This window comes from Streptomyces sp. NBC_00075 (genome assembly GCF_045041225.1).
Classification (GTDB): domain Bacteria; phylum Actinomycetota; class Actinomycetes; order Streptomycetales; family Streptomycetaceae; genus Streptomyces; species Streptomyces adonidis.
Map to the genome: position 1 here is coordinate 6,343,027 of NZ_CP108243.1, position 18,370 is coordinate 6,361,396.

At 69.7% G+C, this 18,370-nt stretch carries 14 protein-coding genes; 10 read left to right on the top strand and 4 right to left on the bottom strand.

What is annotated here, in order from left to right:
- Positions 1 to 33: 33 nt before the first annotated feature.
- Positions 34 to 231: a hypothetical protein gene (locus OG787_RS27790; protein ID WP_369037748.1), complete on the bottom strand. Its 198-nt coding sequence runs from the start codon at positions 229 to 231 to the stop codon at positions 34 to 36.
- 220 nt (positions 232 to 451) lie between these two features.
- The gene (locus OG787_RS27795; protein WP_405536791.1) at positions 452 to 3,463 is read right to left on the bottom strand and encodes an AfsR/SARP family transcriptional regulator; all 3,012 of its coding nucleotides are present in this window, start codon (positions 3,461 to 3,463) and stop codon (positions 452 to 454) included.
- Positions 3,464 to 3,663: 200 nt separating this feature from the next.
- Between OG787_RS27795 and OG787_RS27800 the strand changes: the two genes are divergently transcribed.
- The 6 genes from OG787_RS27800 to OG787_RS27825 all read left to right on the top strand — a co-directional run bounded on the left by OG787_RS27800 (position 3,664) and on the right by OG787_RS27825 (position 11,112).
- Positions 3,664 to 4,905, top strand: coding sequence for an amidohydrolase family protein (locus OG787_RS27800; RefSeq protein WP_369037750.1), 1,242 nt, complete (start codon positions 3,664 to 3,666; stop codon positions 4,903 to 4,905).
- A 181-nt stretch (positions 4,906 to 5,086) separates the two neighbouring features.
- Positions 5,087 to 5,929 carry a vWA domain-containing protein gene (locus OG787_RS27805; RefSeq protein ID WP_369037751.1) on the top strand — a complete coding sequence of 281 codons (843 nt, stop codon included), beginning with the start codon at positions 5,087 to 5,089 and terminating at the stop codon, positions 5,927 to 5,929.
- A gap of 2 nt (positions 5,930 to 5,931) precedes the next feature.
- Positions 5,932 to 6,774 (top strand): hypothetical protein, encoded by an 843-nt coding sequence (locus OG787_RS27810; protein WP_369037752.1) that lies wholly within the window; start codon positions 5,932 to 5,934, stop codon positions 6,772 to 6,774.
- A complete protein-coding gene (locus tag OG787_RS27815; protein WP_405536794.1) occupies positions 6,775 to 9,051 on the top strand; it encodes a hypothetical protein in 2,277 nt (758 codons plus the stop codon). It abuts the gene before it with no gap.
- 310 nt (positions 9,052 to 9,361) lie between these two features.
- A complete protein-coding gene (locus tag OG787_RS27820; RefSeq protein WP_405540599.1) occupies positions 9,362 to 10,273 on the top strand; it encodes an LLM class F420-dependent oxidoreductase in 912 nt (303 codons plus the stop codon).
- Positions 10,274 to 10,398: 125 nt separating this feature from the next.
- Positions 10,399 to 11,112 carry a response regulator transcription factor gene (locus OG787_RS27825; RefSeq protein ID WP_405536795.1) on the top strand — a complete coding sequence of 238 codons (714 nt, stop codon included), beginning with the start codon at positions 10,399 to 10,401 and terminating at the stop codon, positions 11,110 to 11,112.
- A gap of 49 nt (positions 11,113 to 11,161) precedes the next feature.
- Here OG787_RS27825 and OG787_RS27830 read toward each other — a convergent pair whose 3' ends face one another.
- Together OG787_RS27830 and OG787_RS27835 are read right to left on the bottom strand one after the other, a co-directional pair.
- A complete protein-coding gene (locus OG787_RS27830; RefSeq protein ID WP_369032267.1) occupies positions 11,162 to 11,953 on the bottom strand; it encodes a hypothetical protein in 792 nt (263 codons plus the stop codon).
- A gap of 113 nt (positions 11,954 to 12,066) precedes the next feature.
- Positions 12,067 to 12,801, bottom strand: a complete 735-nt coding sequence (locus OG787_RS27835; RefSeq protein WP_369032268.1) for a hypothetical protein — start codon at positions 12,799 to 12,801, stop codon at positions 12,067 to 12,069.
- 239 nt (positions 12,802 to 13,040) lie between these two features.
- On the opposite strand from OG787_RS27835, the gene OG787_RS27840 reads away from it, so the two are divergent.
- The 4 genes from OG787_RS27840 to OG787_RS27855 all read left to right on the top strand — a co-directional run bounded on the left by OG787_RS27840 (position 13,041) and on the right by OG787_RS27855 (position 18,302).
- The gene (locus OG787_RS27840) at positions 13,041 to 13,817 is read left to right on the top strand and encodes an SDR family NAD(P)-dependent oxidoreductase (protein ID WP_405536797.1); all 777 of its coding nucleotides are present in this window, start codon (positions 13,041 to 13,043) and stop codon (positions 13,815 to 13,817) included.
- A gap of 108 nt (positions 13,818 to 13,925) precedes the next feature.
- Positions 13,926 to 15,044, top strand: a complete 1,119-nt coding sequence (locus OG787_RS27845) for an LLM class flavin-dependent oxidoreductase (protein WP_389351963.1) — start codon at positions 13,926 to 13,928, stop codon at positions 15,042 to 15,044.
- Between the two features lie 79 nt (positions 15,045 to 15,123).
- Positions 15,124 to 16,854 carry an amidohydrolase family protein gene (locus OG787_RS27850; protein WP_369032271.1) on the top strand — a complete coding sequence of 577 codons (1,731 nt, stop codon included), beginning with the start codon at positions 15,124 to 15,126 and terminating at the stop codon, positions 16,852 to 16,854.
- Positions 16,851 to 18,302, top strand: coding sequence for an aldehyde dehydrogenase family protein (locus OG787_RS27855; RefSeq protein ID WP_405536799.1), 1,452 nt, complete (start codon positions 16,851 to 16,853; stop codon positions 18,300 to 18,302). The genes OG787_RS27850 and OG787_RS27855 overlap by 4 nt, the downstream gene beginning before the upstream one ends.
- The last annotated feature ends 68 nt before the right edge of the window (positions 18,303 to 18,370 follow it).

Here is an 18,370-nt window from a genome sequence, read left to right on the forward strand (position 1 = left end):
CGTGCAGGTGTACGTCTGTCGGAGCCCCGTGGGTCAGGCCGTCTCGTCCGTCGCGTGGATGTCGTCCGTCGTGGCCGTCGGTTCCGTCGTGGCGTGGATGTCGCCCAGGAGCGTCGCCGTGGTCTTGGACTCCTTGACCGGCTCGCTCGTGGCGTGGATGTCGCCCAGTGCGGTGGCGGTGGCCGGCTCGGACGTCGCGTGGATGTCGTCCGTTGTGGTCTCGTCGCTCATGTTGCTGTCTCCCCTGAATGGTGACCGTTGGACTGAGGGGCCCGCCCCCTCGATTCCCCCGTGGATCGTGGGACGGGCCCTGAGCCGGTTCACCCTAAGAGGTCCGGCCCCGTGTCGTTCCGCCTGCCCCCCGACGCGACGGCCCGACAGGAAGGAGACTGCCGGACGGCGATAAACGAACGATGAACGCCGCTCACCTTCGGATCTGTCCAGGCAACCCTCAGCAGTTCGTGCGCGTCTGGCGCCCGAGCAGCGTACGCACCGCGTCCCCCTCCGGCGCCCCCAGCGCGTCGAAGATGCCGAGCGCGTCCGTCCAGCACACCTGCGCGCGGTCCAACTGGCCTATGTCGTGCAGGGCACGGCCCAGGACCGTGAGGACATTGCCCCTGCGCCATTCGCCACCGATGCCGCGCAGCAGGGTCAGGGCCTGCTCGGCGTTGGCCGCCGCGCGTGCCGAACGGGCGGCGGCGAGGTCGACCTCGGCGAGGCGGAACAGGGTCATGCCCTCCCACAGGCGCTGGCGACTGTCCCGGAACACGCGCAGGGCCTCCTCCAAGTGCGAGGCCGCGTCCGCCAGGTGGCCGCTCTGGGTCAGCGCCAGGCCCAGTGCGTAACGTCCGTTGGCCCCTCGTACGGTATGGCCCATCGCGTCGTACATCGCCGTGCCCTGTTTGGCCAGGGCGACCGCGCTGTCGGTGCGGCCGGTGGCCAGGTGGATACGGGACAGGTTGCACAGGACGCTGGCCTCGCCCGGACGGTCTCCGAAGGCACGGTAGTTCTCGATCGCGCGGGTGAAGTGGGCCTCGCCCGCGTCGTGCCGGCCCTGGTAGATCGCGATGATGCCGCTGAGGTTGGACGACCAGCACGCGGTGTACTGGTCGTCCGCCGCGAGGGCCAACTCCGTTGCCCGCTCCGCCTCCTGGAGGGCCGCGTCGAAGTCGCTCCCGGAGATGTGGTGCACGAAGCCCAGAGTGATGCGGGCGCGCGCCTCCGTGCGCTGGTCGCTCGCCGCCCGCGCCGCGTCCCGCACGATCGCCGCCACCGCCTCGTACTCCCGGGAGTTGGTGCCCGACTCGGCCAACTCCACCGCCGCCCACAGGACATCGGCGGCCCGGCGCAGCGCGTGCGGTCGGCTCGTGGACTGTCGTACGCAGGCCAGCACGCACACCGCCTCCGCGTGCACCCAGTCCTGCGCCGCGTGCCGGTCGGCGAAGGTCAGGCCCGGGTACTCCGCGTGCTCCAGATGGTCGACCAACTTGTCCTCGGGGCGCTGGATGCGGTACGTCGCCGCCACCGTCGCCAAGTAGAAGTCCAGCAGCCTCGACATCGCCACATCCCGCTCGCCGGGCGGGTGTTCGTCCCGTTCGGCGCAGGCACGCGCGTAGAGGCGTACGAGGTCGTGGTAGCGGTAGCGGCCCGGCGCCGCCGACTCCAGGAGCGAGGTGTCCACCAGGGACTCCAGGATCTCCTCGGCCTCCTCGACGGGCAGGCCCAGTACGGCCGCTGCCGCCGCGAGCGAGATGTCGGGGCCGTCGGCCAGGCCCAACAGGCGGAAGGCGCGGGCCTGTTGGCGGTCCAGGGCGCCGTAGCCCAGCTCGAACGTCGCCTTCACGGCGAGGTCGCCGGCCTGGAGTTCGTCCAGGCGGCGGCGTTCGTCCGCCAGCTTCTCCGCCAGGACCGACACCGTCCAGGTCCGGCGCGCCGCCAGCCGGGACGCCGCGATCCTGATCGCCAGCGGCAGGAATCCGCAGGCCGCGACGACGTCCAGGGCGGCCTTGCGTTCGGCCGCGACCCGCTCCTCGCCCACGATCCGCGTGAACAACTGGAGCGCTTCCTCGGGGGACATGACGTCCAGGTCGACGAGGTGCGCACCGGCCAGGTCCACCATCCGTACCCGGGAGGTGACCAGGGCCGCGCAGCCCTCCGTGCCCGGCAGCAGCGGACGTACCTGGGCGGCGTCGCGGGCGTTGTCCAGCAGGACCAGGACCCGGCGGCCGTCCAGCAGCGAGCGGTACAGGGCCGCGCGCTCCTCCAGGGAGTCCGGCATCGCCGAGTCGGCCGTGCCGAGGGCGCGCAGGAAGGCGCCCAGGACCGTTTCCGGTTCCGCCGCCTGGGGTCCCGCGCCCTGGAGGTCGATGTACAACTGCCCGTCGGGGAAGGCGGAACGGGCCTGGTGGGCCACATGCACCGCCAGGGTCGTCTTGCCCACGCCGCCGATACCGGCCAGCGCCGACACCGCCATCACCCGGCCCTGCGTCGGCGACGCGGAGGACGCGGACGACAGGACCTTGCTCAGCTCGGAGACGAACGCGGCACGGCCCGTGAAGTCCGAGACCGTCGCGGGGAGTTGGGCGGGGCGCACGGGGGCCGGGGCGGGCTCGGGCGCGAGCGGGGCGGAGGGTTCGGCGAGACTCGGGTCCGCATTGAGGATGCGCCGCTGCAACTCCTTGAGGCCGGGGCGGGGATCGACACCCAGCTCGTCCGCGAGGAGCCTGCGCGTGTCCGCGTACACCGCCAGCGCCTCGGCCTGCCGGCCGCTGCGGTACAGGGCCAGCATCAGCAGTTCGCGCAGCCGCTCACGGAGGGGATGGGCCGCCGTCAGGGCGGTCAACTCGCTGATGGACTCGGCGTGGCAGCCCTGCTCCAGGTCCATGTCGAGGCGGGATTCGAGGAGTTGGAGCCGCCACTCCTCCAACCGCACGCGTTGCGCGTCCGCGTAGGGGCCCGGTACGCCCGCCAGCGGCTCCCCGTCCCACAGGTCGAGGACCTTGTTCAGGACGCCCCGGGCAAGGCACAGGTCCCCGGAGTTCTTCGCCTTCTCCGCCTCCGTGGCCAGGTCCTGCGCCACCGCGAGATCGAGCGCGCCCTCGGGCAGCGAACGGATGGCGTATCCGGTGGACTCGCTCAGCAGGACGCCGGAGCCCAGGATCTTCCGCAGCCGCGAGGCGTACGTCCGTACCGCCGCCAGTGCCTGCGACGGCGACTCCTCGCCCCACAGGGCGTCGATCAGCTCGGCCGCCGTGGCCGTCCGGCCCTCGCGCAGCAGCAGCGCGGCCAGCAGCGCCCGTTGCTGCGGGGAACCGGTGGGCAGCTGTTCCTCGTCGCGCCAGGCCCGTACCGGCCCCAGCACGCTGAAGCGCAGTGCCGCTGGGGAACCCGCCGAGGGGTTCACCGGAGTGTCCCTGGGATCCCGCTGTGCCGGCACCCGCGGTACAGCCGGTACGTCACCCATCGCCGCTCCCTGCCGAACTTCATGACCAGGACAGCAGTTTGCCTTGTCCCTGGCGTATGCGTCAGCTGTCGAGACAGCGATCACAGCTCGGCGCACGAGGTACTACAGAGTTCTCACACTGTCTTCGCACAGGGTTCAACAGAAAGGGACGGGTGGCCAGTCAGCTGACGGTTCGTCAGATCGGCGCTACCGTGCCTGGTATGAAGACGACTGCGGAGACGACGAGCACCTTTCCGAAGATCATCTCGGTGGACGACCACACCGTGGAGCCCCCGGGCGTCTGGCAGGACCGGCTCCCGAAGAAGTACCTGGACATCGGCCCGCGCATAGTCCGCGCGCCCCTGAAGGAGATGTCCTTCCTGGGCGGCCGGTTCAAGCCCGTGATGGGGCAGCCCGGCGACGACGGGCCGATCGGCGACTGGTGGATCTACGAGAACCTGCACCGCCCCCTCACCCGCCTCGACACCGCCGTCGGCTACGACCGCGACGAGATCAAGCTCGAAGTCATCACGTACGAGCAGATGCGCCCCGGTTCGTACGACGTCCCGCAGCGACTGGCCGACATGGACATCAACCACGTCCAGTCCGCCGTCTGCTTCCCCACCTTCCCGCGCTTCTGCGGCCAGACCTTCACCGAGGCCAAGGACCACGAACTCGGACTGCTCGGGGTGCGGGCGTACAACGACTGGATGGTGGAGGAGTGGTGCGGCCCGCAGGCGCAGGGCAGGCTCATCCCCCTCACCCTGATCCCGCTCTGGGACGCCGAGTTGGCGGCTGCCGAGGTCCGGCGCAACGCGGCCCGGGGTGTGCGGGCGGTCGCCTTCTCCGAGATCCCGCCGCACCTCGGGCTGCCCTCGATCCACGGCGACGAGTGGGACCCGTTCCTCGCGGCCTGCGCCGAGACGGGCACGGTCATCGCGATGCACATCGGCTCGTCGAGCCGGATGCCGTCCACGTCCGCCGACGCCCCGCCCGCCGTCGGCTCCACCATCACCTTCGCCAACTGCTGCTTCTCGATGGTCGACTGGCTGATGAGCGGCAAGTTCGAACGCTTCCCGCAGCTGAAGATCATGTACGCGGAGGGCCAGATCGGCTGGATTCCGTACATCCTGGAGCGCGCGGACGTGGTCTGGGAGGAGAACCGGGGCTGGGGCGGAGTCGCCGACAAGGTCCACCGGCCGCCGTCCGAACTCTTCGCCGAGCATGTCTTCGGCTGCTTCTTCGACGACGCCTTCGGGCTGAAGAACCTCGACTCGATCGGCGTCGGGAATGTCCTCTACGAGACCGACTACCCCCACTCCGACTCGACTTGGCCCGGCTCCAGGGAGGTCGGCGAGCGGCAGATGGGGCATCTGGACCCCGAGGTCGTCGAACGGATCGTACGAGGCAACGCGATCGACCTGCTCGGGCTGACGCCGGACGGGCTGTGGAACCCCGCATAACCTTCCACGCCCACGCAATCTTCCCAAGCTTCCCACCTGGGACGGCTGGTCATCCGGTACCGTGAACTCCCTTGGGGGGCCAAGTGGTCATTGTGTAAAGACGCGTCGCCGATCGTGGTCGTCCCCCTGTTGTGTTGTCCGTCCGCAGAGGCATTCCGCACAGGGAAAACGGGGGCGTCCGTTGCCGTACACCGCAGAGATCAGCCGCACGAACCCGGGCTGTTTCATCTTCCTGGTGGACCAGTCCGCCTCCATGAGCGACCCGATGGAGAGCGGTGAGACGACACAGCCACGGGCCGAGGTGGTCGCCAATGCCATCAATCGGCTGCTGACGGAACTGTCGGTCAAGTGCGCCAAGGAGGAAGGCGTACGCGACTACTTCCACGTCGCCGTCATCGGCTACGGCCACAACCACGTCGGCTCCGCCTACCAGGGCGCCCTCGCCGGCCGCGACCTCGTTCCGCTGAGCGAGGTCGCCAACAACCCGGCGCGGGTGGAGAGCCGTACCAAGAAGGTGCCGGACGGGGCCGGCGGGCTGGTCGAGACGTCCGTGCAGTTCCCGGTGTGGATGGACCCGGTCACCAACGGCGGTACGCCCATGACGCGCGCCCTCGGTTACGCGGACACGCTCGTCGCGCACTGGGTCGACACCCACCCCAGCGGCTTCCCGCCCATCGTCCTCAACCTCACCGACGGCGAGTCCACCGACGGCGACCCGACCAGCGCGGCCATCGGCCTCGCCTCGCACGCCACCGCCGACGGCCCGGTCCTCCTCTTCAACCTGCATGTGTCGGGCAGCGGCGGCGCCCCCATCACCTTCCCGGACAGCGAGGAGCAACTGCCGGACACGTACGCGAAGTTGCTCTTCCAGATGTCCAGCGTCCTGCCCAGCCACATGCGTTCGTACGCCGCCTCGCAGGGCCACCGCGTCGGCGAGACCACCCGGGGCTTCGTCTACAACGCCGACATCGTCTCGATCGTGGAGTTCCTCGACATCGGCACCCGTGCGACGGAGCTGCGCTGACCATGGGGGACATCCCGGCGCTGCCGCGGGCGCAGTGGTGGTGGACGCAGAAGTCGGGCAGCAGCGCCCAGGAGTACGAGGACGCCGCGTACTGCTGGCAGTCCGGCGAACCGGGCGTCGACGGCGCCGGACGGGCCGTCGCCTCGCTGTACGCCTCGGTGTCCGACGGCGCCTCGGAGAGCCTGCTGGCCCGCGACTGGGCCGGGCTCCTGGTCCAGGACACCGTCGAGTCGATGCGGCTCGCCGGTGACTGGTGGCAGGAACTGCCCACGTTCGTACGGGACTTGATGGACCGCTCCGCACTGCACTGGGACGCCTTCCTCGCCCGCTACCAGGCCGAGCGCGCCGCGCAGGGCAGGCCCATCGCCTGGTACGAGCAACCCGGCCTGGAGAAGGGCGCGTTCGCCACGGTGCTGGGCGCCGAGATCCGGGCCACCGTCCTGGAGGACGGCACGACCCGCTGGTTCTGGTACGCGTTCGCGCTCGGCGACAGCTGTCTGTTCCAGCTGCGGGACGGACGCCTTCTGGAGTCCTTCCCGCTGAGTACGGTCGAGGAGTTCGGGATCACTCCTCAGTTGCTGGGCAGCCGCAACCATGACGTGGAGCTGGTCGCGGATCGGATGCGGGTGGCCTGGGGCGAGCTGCTGCCCGGCGACGAACTCCTGCTCGCCACCGACGCGTTGGCGGCCTGGCTGCTGGCGAGCGCGCCCATGGCCGCCCTTCCGGCCTTCGCACACTTCGACCAGCAGGACTTCGCCGAGTGGGTGGACGACCAGCGGGCGCGCGCCCGGATGCGCAACGACGACGTGACGCTCGTCCGCGCGAGGGTGGGAGCGGAGGCGTAGATGGCGGTGCCCCCCGGCGGCGGCCCCGGACCCGGACCGGGTACCGGCTCGGCCCGGAGGTTTCCGACGGGAGCGAACTACGCGGAGGCCCTGCAACACCCCGAACTCTGCTTCAGCGACCCCGACTTGAGGCACGGCACGGTCCAGCAGAGCCCGGTACTGGGCCCGAAGGCGATCTCCGGGAACTTCGCCAGCGTCTTCTCCGTCACGGCGAGGAACGGACAGCGGTACGCGCTGAAGTGCTTCACCCGGGACAGCCCGACGCTCGGCAAGCGCTACGCCGCGATCAGCGCGGCGCTCGGCGGACTCGGCGCGAGCGGTCTGTCCCAGCCGTGGCCGGTCGGCTTCGACTTCCTCGAACAGGGCGTCCTCGTCGGGCGGGAGTGGTACCCGGCGGTCAAGATGACCTGGATACAGGGCACCGGACTCATCAGCTGGATCGAACGCAACCTCGACGACCCGGCCGCCCTGCACGCCCTCGCCGAGCGCTTCCTGGCCATGACCGCCGACCTGGAGAAGCACGGCATCGCCCACGGCGACCTCCAGCACGGCAACCTCCTCGTGGCCGCCGACGGCACCTTCCGCCTCGTCGACTACGACGGCATGTACGTCCCCGCGCTGCGCGGCGAACAGGCCACCGAGAACGGCCACCGCAACTACCAGTCACCCACCCGTACGGCCGCCGACTTCGGCCCCGCCATGGACCGCTTCTCCGCCTGGACCATCGAACTGGCCCTGCTCGCCGTGGCCACCGACCCCGGCCTGTGGACCCAACTCCACGACAGACACGGCGAGTTCCTGATCCTCTCCGAGGCGGACTTCAAGGAACCGGCGACGTCGCTCGCCTGGCCGGTCCTGCTGACCCACCCGGACAAGCGGGTACGGGACATGGCGAGCCGGGTCAAGAGCTTCCTGGGCAGGTCGGCGTCGGCCCTGCCCCCGCTGACGCAGGACGCGGTACGGATACCGGGCCAACGGACGGGGCCGGGGGCGGCCTCGGGTACGGGTACGAATGGTTACGGGAGCGGCCTGAGCGGCAGCCGCCCCACGGTCACGTCCTGGACGCCGGCCGCGTCCGCGACGCCGACGCCCGCTTCCGGGGTCCCGGCGTGGATGGTGGGCCGTGTGGCCGCCTCGACACCGGCCCAGCAGCCCGCCGCCGGAGCCGGGGTACGGGCCGGCTTCGCCAGGCGCGGCGCCGGTGACCTGGTCGCGGCCGTCGGCGCGCTGCTCAGCACCTCCACCCCCGGTGCGCTGGTCCTCGCCGCCGCCCAGCCTGTGGACGTCCTGCCCGCGGCACAGGGCGTGGCCCTGCTCACCTCGGCCGCGATGGTGGGACTCGGCCGACGCCGGCGCCCCGAGTGCCGGGCGGCGCGGAAGCGCGTGCGCGAACTGAAACGCCGTTCCCGTGAACTGGCGGACCCGGCGAGCGCGTACGAGCGTCTGGAGAAGGAGATCCGGGCCCTCGACGAGGCCCTTGCCAAGGACAACACGGCCTCCGACCAGCGCATCCAGGCCCTACAGATCGAGCTGCGCGACGGCCAGTCCCGTATCACCATGGACCTGAACCGGCGTACGGACCAGGCGCAGCAGCAGCTGGCCGGGCTGGCGGCGAAGGAGCGGCGGCTGCTCGACAAGGCGCTGGAGCCCGCGATCAGGGCGCACATCCAGGACAGGCTGCGCCGGACGCCGATCCAGGAGGCGCTGTCGCTCAGCAACATGGGCGCCAAGATGGTCCGGGCGCTCCAGGACGCGGGTATCCGGTCCGCCGCCGACTTCATCGGCGTGGACTTCTCGCACAACCCGTCCGTGGTGTTCCTGGTGCGTCCCGGTGGCCAGCGGGTACGGGTGCCCGGCATCGGCGAGGCCCGTGCCACGGCGCTGAGCGACTGGCGTCAGGGCCTGGAACGCCGGGCACGGGCGACCGCGCCGACGACGGTCCCCGCGACGACGAAGGCCCAGATCAAGTCGGACATCGCCACACTCCGACGGACCCACAAGGCGGAGATCAAACAGGCCGAGGCGGAGTCCCAGCAGAAGAAGTCCGCGTTGCAACGCCGCATCACCGACGAACGAGCCCGCCTCACCGCCCAACGCCAGCAGCGAGCCATGGACACGCAGCGCAAGCGGGCGGAACTCCTCCAACGCCAGAAGCAGTTGGCGGGGGCGGAGGTGGAACGGGCACGGGTGGTGGGCGAGTTGGCGGTGGCGCGGAAGGAGGCTCGGGGGGTGTTGGGGGCGGGGCGGTATGTGCGGTTCCTGGTGACGGGGCGGTGAGGGGTTCGGCGTTGGTTGTTTTCGCCCCCGCCGCCCCTACCCATTCCCGTCCCCTGGGGGCTGCCGCCCCCAGACCCCCGCTGTCGGCCTGAACGGCCTCGTCCTCAAACGCCGGACGGGCTGGGTAGTCAGCCCGTCCGGCGTTTGAGGACAAAGGGGGTTCGGGGGCGGAGCCCCCGAGGATGGGACGGGTAGGGGCGGCGGGGGCGAAGACTCTTGCCTGGGGGTGGGGCAGGGGTGACCATGGTCGCAGCAGGGTGATGTGACGATCCGTCAGATTCAGTGAAGGAGTCCGCCCGTGATCTACGGCATGCAACTCCCCATCCAGTCCCAGTCCACCCTCTACACCGAACCCTGGGAGGCCTCGGCCGGCCCCGCCGAGCTGCTCGACATCGCTCGCACTGCCGACCGCGCCGGTTTCAGCTACCTCGCCAGCTGCGACCACGTCGCGATCCCCCGCCGGCTCGCCCCCGCGATGAGCACCGTCTGGTACGACCCCGTCGCCACCCTCGCCCACCTCGCCGCCGTCACCGAGCGCGTCCGGCTGCTGAGTCATGTGGCCGTCGTGGGGCTGCGGCATCCCCTCCTCACCGCCAAGCAGTACGCCACCCTCGACCACCTCTCCGGCGGGCGCCTGATCCTCGGGGTCGGGGCCGGTCACGTACAGGAGGAGTTCGAGGTGCTGGGGGTCGACTTCGATCGGCGGGGTGCCGTGCTCGACGAGACGATCGACGCCTTGCGGGCCGCGCTGGGGCCGGATGAATTCCCTGAGCATCATGGGAAGTTGTTCGACTTCGAGGGGCTCGGGCAGCGGCCGCGGCCGGCGCAGGAACGCGTGCCCCTGTGGGTCGGCGGGTCGTCGCCCGCCGCCGTACGGCGTGCCGCGCTCAAGGGTGACGGCTGGCTGCCGCAGGGCGATCCGCGTGACCGGCTCCGGGAGCAGATCGGCCGGATCCGGAGGATGCGCGAACAGGCCGATGTGCGGGGGGCGTTCAGCATCGGGGCCATCACCGAGCCGCTGTACGTCGGTGAGCCCGGGTGGGACGTCGGGCGGCGGACGATCAGCGGGACGCCCGAGGCGCTCGCCGAGTCGCTGCGGGCGTACGGAGCGATGGGCGTCCATCAGATCCAGGTGCGTTTTCGGAGTCGGCGTCTCGCCGAACTCACCGACCAGATGGGCGAGTTCGGGGCCGAGGTCGCTCCGCTGCTGGTGGGTGGCTGAAAGGGACCACCTGTCTGACAGCCTGACCGGTTTTCTTTGAATCTTTGAACATGCCCACGCTGGGCCGCGTACGTATGAACGCACGCACGTACGTACGTCATGGTTCCGGCGGAAGGACATGCACGGTGCGCACTTCCCGGTTCGTCGACCGCTCGTCACCCTCGTCACCCTCGTCCCCGTCCAGCCTGTCCGTGGCCCTCGCCTGCGCCGAGGGGGAGTGGCCGCACCAGGGCTGGCCGGACCCCGATGACCCGTACGTGGGCCGGGCGTTGCACGTGACGCCGCCCTACCGCGAGCTGCGGGAGGCGGGCGCCGTGGACGTCGTCGTCCTGCGCTGCGAGGAGCCGGCGAGCGCGTTCCCGATGCTGCTCGGTGCCATGGGGGCCGTGAGCGTTCCGGTGATCGTCGTCAGTCCCCGGCGGGACACCGAGACCGTGATCGAGGTGTTCCGGGGCGGGGCCGGCTATCTGGTCGAGGGCGACTACTGCACCTGCATGCTCGCCTCGGCGGTCATGGCGGCCACGGTCGGGCACACCTATCTCTCGCCGGTCGCGTGCGCGGCCCTGCGGGAGGGGGTCCAGAAGACCTCCGGGGCCGGTGTCGCGGCTGTCGCCGGGGACGCGATGGAACGGCTGCGGAACCTGCTCTCGCCGCGCGAGCGGCAGATCATGGAGTTGCTGTCGACGGGCCTGGGCGCCCAGGAGATCGGGCTGCGGTTACGGCTGAGCGAGAAGACCGTCCGCAACAACCTCAGCAACATCTACGCCAAGCTGGACGCCCGGGGGAGTACGGACGCGGTGCTGCGCTGGCTGGGGGCGACCCCGGCTGTTCGCACCTGAGAACAACCGGGGTCGCCCCGCTGACTGACCGATTCCCTCGCGAATTCCGCTACGGCGCCGGAATCTCCGCCAGCGGGATTTCGACGTCCGTGACGTTCTCGCCGCCCTCGCCGAATCCGGGTTCCGTCCGGATACTGTTGTCCGAGTTCTGGAGTCCGTTCGCCTGGGGAGTTCCGCACTCGACGTTGCGCAGCCAGAGGCGGCCGTCCGGGGTGCCGTTCTTCAGGAGTTGCGGATAGAAGACGTGCACGCTCGTGCCGCCCTCGCTAGGCGAGAAGAACACCTTCTGGCCGTCCTGCTCCTCCTTGTACGTGGCCTTGAGGAATCCGCTCACGTCGGTTCGTTTCTCCGACCACATGAAGAAACCGATGTGGTTGGGTTTCACGGTGTCGGTTCGGGAGAAGTCGAATCCGGTTCCGGTGTCGTCCCGCTTGAGGGTGAGTTCCGTCGTGTTGAACTTGGCACCGATCTCGAAGAAGGAGTTCCCCAGCTTCGAATCGGCGGAAGCGGTGAAACCGTCCTCCAGCGTGATGGACCTCGTCACCGACGCGGACACACTGAAGCTCTTCGAGAGGGCACTCGTGGAACCGCAGTTGTCGGTGGGCGTGGAAACGCGCAGGTTCGGGCCCAGGCTGTTGTTCTTGAACTGGACGTCGACGAACTCACAGTTGTCCAGCTTGTTCGAGTTCTCCGCGCAGTCCTTGGTCACTTCGGAGGGGGTGGCGGCACCCGCCTGGTTCATCAGCGGAACGGCCACCGCGACGGCCACCAGCGGGGCCATGGCCATGACGATGCGCTTCTTCTTGCTCCGGTGATGTCCCTTGCGGCCGGTGCGTGTCATCGTGTGTCTCCTTGCGGGGAAGGGGGGTTTGAGGGTGTCGGTGCAGGTGGGAGGAGGGGTCGGGTGAGGTGGGGGGAGCTGTGGGGGGAGGCGCGGGACATGGGAAGGCGTCGTCAGCAGTCGGTCAGGACCGGCTTGATCACGCCGTCCGCGATGCCCGCCGCCCCGGCGGCGCCCGGCAGGATCACGGGCCCTTCGACGAGTTCCGACGCGACGAAGTTCTGCTCCGGGGAGGGGTTCACGGCGAAGCTTCCGGGGTCGGCGTCGATCCGTACCCGCCATTCGCCGGTCATGCGCTGCATTTTCGGCGTGAACTCCAGGTGCATGACCTTGCCGACCGGAACCTCCCGGTTCTCCGTGTCGCCGGCGGTCACCGACTTCACGGTCATGTCGGTCGTCCCCTTGTGCTTGAGCCAGGCGCCGCTCAGAAATCCGAAGAGCCCGCCGCCGGCGCCCTGTTGGGTCGCGGTGTACTTGCCCGATCCCTGGGCCACGGTGGCTTTCCACGTGATGGAGACCTTGGCCGGTTCGGTGGCGTTCGGTTCGCAGTTCGGGAAGTCGATCGAGGCCTTCTCCGTGGGGCCGTCGAACGACTCGAAGTTCGTCTCGACGTAATTGCAGTTGTCGGCCTGGAAACCGTCCGCGAAGGCCCCTCCGAAATCCTCCACCGACCGCTGTTCGCCGTTGAGCACCGCGGACCGTTCACACATCGTGATGATCTGCTCGGGAGTCTTCTCCTCGGCCGCGTTCGCCGACGGAAGGAGGGTGATGATCACGCCACCGGTCGCGAGTGCCGACCCGATCGCCACGAGCCGTACCTTCTTGTTCTTCAGTCGCCTCTTGGCCATGCCGCTCCGTCCTGGGGTTACTTGAGGTACTTGGTGATCGCTTTACCTGGTCGTGAAGGATTATTGGCGTGACCTGTGAGCCCGCGACAGGGTCAAATATCCCTACTCCCCAGTTACTTGGTGTGTGCTCTCGCACACAAGGCACACACGGCCCATGCGTTCATCGGGTCTGACGCATCGTCAGATCCGGCGGTACGATGCTGACCTCCACCGATGTGAACGCTGCGAAGGGGTTCCGCATGGGCAAGCTCGACGGACGGGTCGTACTCGTCACCGGCGCGGCACGCGGTCAGGGGGAGCAGGAGGCGCGGCTCTTCGTCGCGGAGGGTGCGCGGGTGGTCGTGGCGGACGTGCTCGACGATCAAGGGGAGGCGCTGGCCAAGGAGTTGGGCGCGCTGTACGTCCATCTCGACGTGCGCGAGGAGGCGGGCTGGCAGGCCGCGGTCGCCGCCGCCGAGAAGGCGTACGGCCGGATCGACGGGCTGGTCAACAACGCCGGCATCCTCCGCTTCAACACCCTTCTCGACACCCCCCTCGACGAGTTCATGCAGGTCGTGCAGGTCAACCAGGTCGGCTGCTTCCTCGGCGTGAAGACGGTCGCGCCGCACATCGCCGACGCCGGCGGCGGCACGATCGTCAACACCGCCTCGTACACCGGAGTGACCGGGATGGCGGCGGTCGGGGCGTACGCGGCGAGCAAGCACGCCATCGTCGGGCTCACCCGGGTCGCCGCGCTGGAGCTGGCGCGCCGGAAGATACGCGTCAACGCCATGTGTCCGGGCGCGATCGACACCGCGATGTCCAACCCGGCGGTCCTGGACCCGGCCGCGGACGTCGAGGGTGCCTCGCGGGGCCTGGACAGGCTGTACCGCAAGCTCGTGCCGCTGGGGCGGATCGGGCGACCCGAGGAGGTGGCGCGGCTCGCGCTGTTCCTCACCTCGGAGGACTCCTCGTACATCACCGGGCAGCCGTTCGTGATCGACGGTGGGTGGCTCGCGGGCGTCGCCGTTATCTGACTGACTGTCAGCTATTGACGCTCACGGGGGCCGGTGGAACAGTCGTCTCATCAAATCTGACGCTACGTCAGAAACAGTGGACTGGGTGACTGGGGACGGTGAACCTCCTTGGAATTCGGGCTCTTTGTACAGGGATACGTGGGCAAGCGGGCCGAGACCGATCCGCTCGCGGAGCACAAGGCGCTGCTGGAGGAGACCGAGTACGTCATCGAGGCCGACAAGTCGGGCTTCAAGTACGCCTGGGTGACCGAACACCACTTCCTGGAGGAGTACTCGCACCTCTCCGCCAGCGACGTCTACCTCGGCTACCTCGCCCACGCCACCGAGCGCATCCACCTCGGCTCCGGCATCTTCAACCCGCTCGCCCCGGTCAACCACCCGGTGAAGGTGGCCGAGAAGGTCGCCATGCTCGACCATCTCACCGGCAACCGCTTCGAGTTCGGCACCGGCCGGGGCGCCGGCTCCCACGAGATCCTCGGCTTCATGCCCGGCATCACGGACATGAACCACACGAAGGAACTCTGGGAGGAGACGATCGCCGAGTTCCCCAAGATGTGGATGCAGGACGAGTACGTCGGCTTCCAGGGCAAGCACTGGGCGCTGCCGCCGCGCAAGATCCTCCCCAAGCCGTACGGGCCCTCGCACCCCGCGATGTGGTACGCCGCCGGCTCGCCGCCCTCGTACGGCATGGCCGCGCGCAAGGGGCTGGGCGTGCTCGGCTTCAGCGTGCAGAAGGTCTCCGACATGGAGTGGGTGCTGGAGCAGTACAAGACGGCGATCGTGGACGCCGAGCCGGTCGGGGACTTCGTCAACGACAACGTGATGGTGACGTCGACGGCGGTGTGTGCGCCTACGCACGCGGAGGCGGTGCGGATCGCGGCCGGCGGTGGGCTGCACTATCTACAGTCGCTGCTGTTCCGGTACCACGACACGTTTCCTCGTCCCGAGGGGTTCCCGGTGTGGCCGGAGACCTTGCCGGAGTTCAACGAGGAGATCATCGAACTGCTCATCGCCGAGGAGTTGTTGATCTGTGGGGATCCGGATGAGGTGCTGACGCAGTGCAAGCGGTGGGAGCAGGCGGGGGCGGATCAGTTGAGCTTCGGGATGCCTATCGGGATCTCGAAGGAGGACACGTTGCAGACGATTCGGTTGGTCGGGGAGCACGTGATTCCGAAGATCGACACCGATCCTGTGCATCGGACTTCGCGGTTCCGAGGGGTGGCTTGAGGGTTCGTCGGCGGGTGCGGCGTGGTGGGGGCTGGTCGCGCAGTTCCCCGCGCCCCTTAGGTAGGAGTGAGGTGCTGTCTTGCTTGATCATCTGGTCAGAGGGGTTACCGTCGTCGACGGGACCGGTCGCCCTGCTTACGTCGCCGATGTCGGGCTGCGGGATGGGCGGATCGCCGTCATCGGGACCGTGACCGAGGACGCCCGGACTGTTGAAGATGCCGCTGGGTTGGTGTTGGCGCCTGGGTTTGTCGATCCGCACACGCACTACGACGCTCAGCTCTTCTGGGATCCGTATGCGACGCCCTCCCTGAACCACGGGGTCACGACCGTTGCCGCCGGTAACTGTGGGTTCACCCTTGCGCCCTTGAACCCTTCCCGCCCCGACGACGCCGACTACACGCGGCGGATGTTGTCCAAGGTCGAGGGGATGTCGTTGGTGGCGTTGGAGGAGGGGGCGCCCTGGAGTTGGAGCGGGTTCGGGGAGTATCTGGATGCTCTCGAAGGGCGGATCGCGGTCAACGCCGGGTTCATGGTGGGGCATTGTGCGCTGCGGCGGTATGTGATGGGTCCGGATGCCGTGGGTGGGCAGCCGACCGAGGCTCAACTCGCCGATATGGTGCGGCTGTTCCATGAGGCCATGGATGCCGGGGCCTGGGGGTTCTCCACCACGCAGTCGTCCACGCACTCCGACGGGGACGGCAAGCCGGTCGCGTCCCGGCATGCGCTGCCCGCCGAACTCATCGCGCTGTCCAGGGCGGTTGGCGAGCACGAGGGTACGCAGATCGAGGCGATCGTCGCCGGGTGCCTCGACCAGTTCAGTGACGACGAGATCGATCTGTTCGTCGAGATGAGCGCGGTCGCGGGGCGTCCGCTGAACTGGAACGTGCTCACGATCGACTCGGCCGTACCGGCTCGCGTCCCCCGCCAGCTGGAGGCAAGTGAGCGTGCCCGTAAGGCGGGTGGCCGGGTCGTCGCCCTCACGATGCCCATCCTCACGCCGATGAACATGTCCCTCGGCACCTTCTGTGCGCTGAACCTGATCCCCGGGTGGGGACCGGTGCTGGGGCTGCCGGTTCCCGAGCGGATCACCCGGCTCGGCGATCCCGCCGTACGGGCGGAGATGGTCCGGCGGGCGCAGAGCGAGGAGGCCGGGGTCTTCCGGCGGCTGACGGACTTCGGGCGGTATGTCATCGGGGACACCTACAGCGCGGCGAACGAGGGCCTGACCGGCCGGGTCGTGCAGGACATCGCCGCCGAACGCGGCCTGGACCCCTTCTCCTGCCTCGTCGAGATCTGTGTGGCCGACGAACTCCGTACGGTCCTGTGGCCCATGCCGACCGACAACGACCCGGCGTCCTGGGCGCTGCGCGCCGAGACCTGGCGGCACGAGGACGTGCTCCTCGGCGGCTCCGACGCCGGCGCCCATCTGGACCGCATGTGCGGGGCCCCGTACACGACCCGGTTCCTCGGCGACTGTCTTCGGGGGCGCCAACTGGTCTCGCTGGAGCGGGCGGTGCAGATGCTGACCGACGATCCGGCGCGGCTGTTCGGCCTGCGGGAGCGGGGGCGTATCGAGGAGGGCTTCCATGCGGACCTGGTCCTCTTCGACCCGGAGCGCGTCGACGCCGGCAAGGCCACCCTGGTGCACGACCTGCCGGGCGACAGTCCGCGTCTCGACTCGAAGGCGATCGGGATAACCGCGGTGTGGGTCAACGGAGTTGAGGCGATCCGCGGGGACGCGGTCACGGGTGCGGTGCCGGGCAAGGTGCTCCGCTCCGGGCGGGACACGGCCACGGTGAGTACCAAGTGACCGACGGACAGCGGCTGTTCGTCGGCGGCTCGTGGGTGGAACCGGCCGACGGGCACTACGAGGTGATCGACCCGGCGACGGAGGAAGTCGTCGGGTTGGCGCCGGAGGCCTCGCGGGATCAGGCGCACGCCGCCGCCGCGGCGGCTCGCGAGGCCTTCGAGCCGTGGTCACGCATGCCGGCGGAGGAGCGTGCCGCTGTCCTGGCGCGCGCCGCGGACATCATCCAGAGCCACCTGGCGCCGTACGCCGCCCTCGCCCAGGCGGAGACCGGCGCCACGACCGCGACGGCGCGCGGGATGCAGGTGGGCGTGGGCGCGGCCCGGTTCCGCCGGTACGCGAAGGTGGAACCGGCCGAGTGGGCGATCCCGCCGCAGGTCAACGAGGGGGGACCGTTCGGCAAGGCGGCGGTGATGGGCGCGGTGGCCGTACGCCAGCCGGTGGGCGTGGTCGCCTGCATCACCTCGTACAACAACCCCTGGGCCAACCCGGCCGGCAAGATCGCGCCCGCGCTGGCGATGGGCAACACGGTGGTCGTGAAGCCCGCGCCGCAGGACCCGCTGTCGGTGTACCGGATGGCGGAGGCGCTGGAGGCGGCGGGCGCGCCGCCGGGCGTCGTGAACGTCGTCAGCGGGCGGGGTATCGGGGTCGGCGAGGCGGTCGTGGACTCGCCGGACGTCGACATGGTCAGCTTCACCGGGTCGACGGCCGTCGGGCAGCGGATCGCCGAGGTGTGCGGCCGGGGCATGAAACGCCAGTTGATGGAACTGGGCGGGAAGGGCGCGGCACTCGTCTTCGACGACGCGGATCTGCGCTCGGCGGTCTCGGGCATCGGCACGACGTTCTCGTTCTACAGCGGCCAGATCTGCACGGCGCCGACACGGGTGCTCGCGCAGCGGGGCGTGTACGGGCAGGTGGTGGAACAACTGGCGGCGTACGCCGGTCAGTTGAAGGTGGGTGACCCGCGTGCGGCGGGCACGGTGGTCGGGCCGGTGATCTCGGCGGCACACCGGGACCGGGTCGAGGCGCACGTCGAACTGGGGCGGAAAGAGGGCGCGGTGGTCGTCGCGGGCGGCGAACGGCCGCCGTACGACCGGGGGTTCTATGTCGCCCCGACGCTGCTGGCCGACTGCACGAACGACATGCGGGTGGCCCGGGAGGAGATCTTCGGGCCGGTGGTGACCGTCATCCCCTTCGACGACGAGGAGGAGGGCGTCGCGCTCGCCAACGACAGCGACTACGGGCTCATCGACTACGTCTGGTCGGGGGATGTGGCACGTGCGTTCCGCGTCGCGCGGCGGCTGCGGGCCGGGGGCGTGGGCGTGAACACCGTCGGGCGGAACATGGAGGCGCCGTTCGGGGGGTTCAAGCGGAGCGGGGTGGGGCGCGATGTGGGGTCGTACGCGCTGCACGCGTACGGGGAGGTGCAGGCGGTGGTGTGGGCGGGGTGAGCGCGGAAGGGAGTGCCGGGGGCGCGTCCGCGTGAGGTGAGCCGTGCGGGTACTTCGGGGCGCCGGGT

Excerpts from the sequence above, each read along its gene's own strand:
- OG787_RS27790 (WP_369037748.1), bottom strand. The coding sequence starts at position 231 with ATGAGCGACGAGACCACAACGGACGACATCCACGCGACGTCCGAGCCG.
- OG787_RS27795 (WP_405536791.1), bottom strand. The coding sequence starts at position 3,463 with ATGGGTGACGTACCGGCTGTACCGCGGGTGCCGGCACAGCGGGATCCC.
- OG787_RS27800 (WP_369037750.1), top strand. The coding sequence starts at position 3,664 with ATGAAGACGACTGCGGAGACGACGAGCACCTTTCCGAAGATCATCTCG.
- OG787_RS27810 (WP_369037752.1), top strand. The coding sequence starts at position 5,932 with ATGGGGGACATCCCGGCGCTGCCGCGGGCGCAGTGGTGGTGGACGCAG.
- OG787_RS27815 (WP_405536794.1), top strand. The coding sequence starts at position 6,775 with ATGGCGGTGCCCCCCGGCGGCGGCCCCGGACCCGGACCGGGTACCGGC.
- OG787_RS27820 (WP_405540599.1), top strand. The coding sequence starts at position 9,362 with ATGCAACTCCCCATCCAGTCCCAGTCCACCCTCTACACCGAACCCTGG.
- OG787_RS27830 (WP_369032267.1), bottom strand. The coding sequence starts at position 11,953 with ATGACACGCACCGGCCGCAAGGGACATCACCGGAGCAAGAAGAAGCGC.
- OG787_RS27835 (WP_369032268.1), bottom strand. The coding sequence starts at position 12,801 with ATGGCCAAGAGGCGACTGAAGAACAAGAAGGTACGGCTCGTGGCGATC.
- OG787_RS27840 (WP_405536797.1), top strand. The coding sequence starts at position 13,041 with ATGGGCAAGCTCGACGGACGGGTCGTACTCGTCACCGGCGCGGCACGC.